This is a genomic window from Psychrobacter sp. T6-1 (assembly GCF_052258445.1).
The window spans coordinates 1-4,784 of sequence record NZ_JBQQFC010000189.1; the positions used below are offsets into that span (position 1 = coordinate 1).

At 45.0% G+C, this 4,784-nt stretch carries 5 protein-coding genes; 3 read left to right on the forward strand and 2 right to left on the reverse strand.

Features of this window, described 5'->3' with window-relative positions; genetic code table 11:
* Both ACTXGO_RS09755 and ACTXGO_RS09760 read right to left on the reverse strand, forming a co-directional pair.
* On the reverse strand, positions 1-215 hold a 215-nt coding region (locus ACTXGO_RS09755), incomplete at its 3' end, for a class I tRNA ligase family protein (protein WP_443574250.1).
* A gap of 297 nt (positions 216-512) precedes the next feature.
* The gene (locus ACTXGO_RS09760) at positions 513-1,988 is read right to left on the reverse strand and encodes a GntP family permease (RefSeq protein ID WP_435949193.1); all 1,476 of its coding nucleotides are present in this window, start codon (positions 1,986-1,988) and stop codon (positions 513-515) included.
* A 362-nt stretch (positions 1,989-2,350) separates the two neighbouring features.
* On the opposite strand from ACTXGO_RS09760, the gene ACTXGO_RS09765 reads away from it, so the two are divergent.
* The 3 genes from ACTXGO_RS09765 to ACTXGO_RS09775 are packed head-to-tail and all read left to right on the forward strand — an operon-like array spanning position 2,351 to position 4,604.
* Positions 2,351-3,064: a CoA transferase subunit A gene (locus ACTXGO_RS09765; protein WP_443541864.1), complete on the forward strand. Its 714-nt coding sequence runs from the start codon at positions 2,351-2,353 to the stop codon at positions 3,062-3,064.
* Positions 3,065-3,119: 55 nt separating this feature from the next.
* Positions 3,120-3,749: a 3-oxoacid CoA-transferase subunit B gene (locus ACTXGO_RS09770; RefSeq protein WP_317200377.1), complete on the forward strand. Its 630-nt coding sequence runs from the start codon at positions 3,120-3,122 to the stop codon at positions 3,747-3,749.
* A 54-nt stretch (positions 3,750-3,803) separates the two neighbouring features.
* Entirely contained in the window at positions 3,804-4,604 is an 801-nt protein-coding gene (locus ACTXGO_RS09775; protein ID WP_435949191.1) for a 3-hydroxybutyrate dehydrogenase, read from the forward strand.
* The last annotated feature ends 180 nt before the right edge of the window (positions 4,605-4,784 follow it).

Here is a 4,784-nt window from a genome sequence, read left to right on the forward strand (position 1 = left end):
TGCTCCTCTGGCGTAATACCGTTAGACTCAGCTTTGAGCATGATAGCGGTGCCGTGAGCATCATCGGCGCAGACATAAGTGACCTGATGGCCCTGCGCTTTCATCGCCCGTACCCAAATGTCGGTTTGAATGTATTCTACAAGATGGCCTAAATGGATGTAGCCATTGGCATAAGGTAAGGCACTGGTTACTAAAATCTCACGCACGTTTATCACCTATATTTTTATCTAAAAAGGGTAGTGGTCAATCGCTCTAGGCATCATTGCCATTATCAACAAAGAGGAGTGCAAAGAACGGGACGCACCAAAATAAAAAATTGTGCCTATGATACCGTAATTTAGCCAAAGTTGTGATAGTGCTTAGTAATAAACCTATGCATTGATGCGATCCGTGTAGCACATACTCATTTAATCAGTTTAAAAGTCAAAACCAAAAAGCCCACTAAGCAAGTGCTAAGTGGGCTTTAAATTATATTAAACCGTTTTAAAGGGTACGTTTAGAACGATCCAAGCTTAGAACGATCCGAACAAAGTACCCAAAGTGATGACAGCAATAACAGCGATGAGTGGAATTACCATCGTAACGACGGCTAGATTAAGATAAGACTGCTTATGGGTCAGACCACAAATAGCAAACAAGGTGATGACCGCGCCGCTATGGGGCAAGGTGTCAAGACCACCTGCTGCCATGACAGCGACTCGGTGCATCAGCTCAGGGTCAATACCCGCTTCAACCGCCATTCTGAGATAATCCTCACCTAATGTCGATAGGGCAATACTCAAACCACCAGAAGATGAGCCTGTGATACCGGCAAGCGTAGTCATAGCAACCGCTTCTGATATCAGCGGATTATTGGGATTGAGGTTTAAGATACTATCACGAATGATAAGAAACCCTGCAAGCGAGGCGATAACCGCGCCGTAACCCACCTCTGAGGCGGTGTTAAATATCGGCAACATCGAATCATAAGTACCACGGTTAATGGTTTTTTGTAGATTACTCCAGTGACCGATGCGCAGCACAATCAGCACGATAATAGCGATGACCAAAGAGATGATAATAGACCAAAGACCTAGTGAGCCTTCGATATTAAGATCAGGGAACTGCGTTTGTAAGCTGCTAAAGTCCATCGCAGGAAAGATAAAGTAGGTGAGCATGGCGTTCAATGCGATAACCAAAACCAGCGGAATCATCGCAACCACAAAGGAGGTTTGATGAGTGTTGCGCGCTTCACTTGTTGTCGCTAGGTTGCTCTTAGCGACGTTCTCTTGCGCGACGTTTTCCTGAACAGGCTCTTTTTTGGCATCGATACCACCGACGCCGACGTCTTCGTCGTCATGCTGACCATAACCTTCACCTGCGGCATTGGCTTTTTTGGCACGTGATTGTAACCACAGCCATCCACCAATGAACATGATGGTACCGCCGATTATCCCTAAGATGGGCGCTGCAAAGACATTAGTATTGTAATAAGGAATAGGGATAGCGTTTTGAATCGCAGGCGTACCGGGCAGGGCGGTCATAGTAAAGGTAAAAGAGCCTAGTGCGATAGCCGCTGGAATCAAGCGCTTAGGGATATCAGCCGCTCTAAATAAGTCCTTGGCGATAGGGTAGATAGCAAAGGCTACAACAAATAGCGAGACGCCGCCGTAGGTCAAGATAGCACAGACTAAAATCACCGCAAGGATAGCTTTGCTTGCGCCAAGCTTTTTGACTACGGTATTGGCAATCGCGGTTGCGGCGCCTGAGTCTGCCATCAAACGCCCAAAGAGTGCGCCTAGTAAGAATATAGGAAAAAACTTCAGTAAGAATCCGCTAAGTGCGCCCATAAAGATATCGGTATAGGCGGGGATACTCGTCAAAAAATCACCCGATAGCAATACAGCTAGTGTTGCCATAATCGGTGCTAAAATCAGTACAGAATAGCCGCGATAGGCAAAAAACATGAGCAGTAATAACGTGATGACAATAGCAAGTGTGCTAAACATAAGCCTTCTCCTTGGCATAAAGTAGACCGCGAATAAATGGTATCCGCGGCCCTATAAATTATTTAATCAATCAGTGTGTATAACGCTAATATAAAATTGCTGACCATAGTACTCAAAGCAGCTATAGGATAACCAGTCGCTATGATATAACGACTGTTATCGAAGCCTCTATCTCTTATCGATACGATATAGCTGCTATCTTTACTATCATCTTAACGTTCTTGCCTAGTCGCTAAGATGATAATATGCTAAGTTAGCACATATGTTGTATACAAGATATATTGATACAAGGTGTATTGTTTTAAATTTTCTGTAGATTATGGGTTAATATTAAAAAATGCTAAATTAGCAAGGAGCTGAGCATGAGTCAATCAAAAGTATATAGTACGGCACAAGATGCCCTAAAGGGTATCGTGAGTGATGGACAAACCCTCGCTATTGGCGGTTTTGGCCTGTGCGGCATTCCAGAAGCGCTTATTGAAGCGTTACGCGATAGCGGTGTCAAAAATCTTACTTGTATTAGTAACAACGCCGGTGTCGATGATTTTGGCTTGGGACTATTATTACAAACCCGCCAAATCAAAAAAATGATCTCATCATATGTGGGCGAAAACAAAGAGTTTGAGCGCCAATACTTGGCAGGCGAGTTAGAAGTTGAGCTGACCCCGCAAGGCACATTAGCAGAAAGACTACGTTCAGGCGGTGCAGGTATTCCCGCATTTTATACCGCGACAGGCGTCGGTACCTTAGTTGCTGAAGGCAAGGAGACCCGCGACTTTGAGGGTCGTACTTATATTCTTGAGCGTGCATTAAACGCGGATATCTCCCTCGTCAAAGCGCTAAAAGCGGACAAAGCAGGTAACTTAATATTTAGTAAAACCGCGCGCAACTTCAATCCAGACTGTGCAACAGCAGGCAAAATTACCATTGCTGAGGTTGAGGAAATCGTAGAGACAGGCACGCTTGATCCCAATGAGATACATCTGCCTGGTATCTATGTGCAACGTATTGTACTCAATAGCGCTCCTGAAAAACGCATTGAGAAAATTACGACAAAAGCCGCTGAGAGCGCTTAAGCACTAAGTTGAACTAAGACCAAAAAGAATACGATAATTTTTAAGGATAAATACCATGGCATGGACAAGAGAGCAAATGGCGCAGCGCGCCGCACAAGAGTTGCAAGATGGTTATTACGTCAATTTAGGCATTGGCCTGCCGACACTGGTGGCCAATTATATCCCTGAGGGCGTAGACGTTTGGCTACAGTCTGAGAATGGCTTATTAGGTATCGGCGAGTTCCCGACCGAAGATAATGTCGATGCAGATTTGATTAACGCCGGTAAGCAAACGGTAACCGCAAAACCTGGTGCTAGCTTTTTTAGCAGCTCAGAGTCGTTTGCGATGATTCGTGGTGGTCACGTCAATCTGGCGATACTTGGCGCAATGGAGGTCTCAGAAAACGGTGATCTGGCCAACTGGATGATCCCCAAAAAGATGGTCAAAGGTATGGGCGGCGCGATGGACTTGGTCGCAGGCGTGCAACGAGTGATTGTACTCATGGAGCAAGTAAACAAACATGGCGATCCCAAAATCCTTGCCAACTGTGAGCTACCATTGACCGGTAAAGGTGTTGTTGATCGCATTATTACCGAACTTGCAGTGCTTGATGTCACAGATCAAGGACTTAAACTTGTCGAACTAGCCGATGATGTCAGCTTCGATGAGCTACAAGAAAAAACCCCAGTAACCATAATCCAGTAAGCACGATTATTCAATAAGTCCATTTAATAAAAAATTAAAGTAAGGAATAAAAGTATGGCGACCGAACTACAACATGATTTGACAGGTAAAGTAGCACTAGTCACAGGCTCAGCTAGCGGCATCGGACGTGATATCGCTGAGACTTATGCCAAGGCAGGCGCTGCAGTCGGTATTGCAGATATCAATTTGGATGCCGCTCAAGAGACAGTCGATGCTATCAAAGAAGCGGGCGGTCAGGCTCTAGCGATTGAGATGGATGTCACCTCAGAGGATGCAGTCAACGCAGGTGTGCAGCAGCTGGTCGACACCTTTGGCGGTATTGACATTCTTGTCTCCAATGCCGGTATTCAGATTATCAACCCAATTGACAAAATGGCATTTGATGACTGGAAAAAAATGCTCGCTATTCATCTAGATGGCGCTTTTTTGACAACCAAAGCCGCTGTCAAACATATGTATAAAGACGACAAAGGCGGTACGGTTATCTATATGGGTTCGGTACACTCACACGAAGCCTCACTCTACAAAGCGCCTTATGTTACCGCCAAGCATGGTCTATTAGGGCTGTGCCGCGTACTGGCAAAAGAGGGCGGCGAGCACAACGTACGCTCGCATGTGATTTGCCCAGGCTTTGTCAAAACCCCACTGGTCGAAAAGCAGATCCCTGAGCAAGCCCAAGAGAAGGGCATTAGCGAAGAAGAAGTCGTCAACGATATTATGCTAGTCAATACCGTTGATAAAGAGTTCACTACCGTTGATGATATCGCTCAGTTGGCATTATTTCTAGCCGCATTCCCAACCAATGTATTCACAGGACAATCCATCGTCGCCAGTCATGGCTGGTTTATGAACTAATGGATTAATGAGCCTAAGCCTTTATCCGCTTGCCTATAAATCACCCATCCGTTAGCATCTTCTTTATGAGATAAAAAAGAGCCAATATTATTGGCTCTTTTTTTATTTATAATCAAATCTTCTCGCATCGCACAGAGCAATTATAATGAACTATCAAGATATCGCGTTAACGTTAAGCGC

Excerpts from the sequence above, each read along its gene's own strand:
- ACTXGO_RS09760 (WP_435949193.1), bottom strand. The coding sequence starts at position 1,988 with ATGTTTAGCACACTTGCTATTGTCATCACGTTATTACTGCTCATGTTT.
- ACTXGO_RS09765 (WP_443541864.1), top strand. The coding sequence starts at position 2,351 with ATGAGTCAATCAAAAGTATATAGTACGGCACAAGATGCCCTAAAGGGT.
- ACTXGO_RS09770 (WP_317200377.1), top strand. The coding sequence starts at position 3,120 with ATGGCATGGACAAGAGAGCAAATGGCGCAGCGCGCCGCACAAGAGTTG.
- ACTXGO_RS09775 (WP_435949191.1), top strand. The coding sequence starts at position 3,804 with ATGGCGACCGAACTACAACATGATTTGACAGGTAAAGTAGCACTAGTC.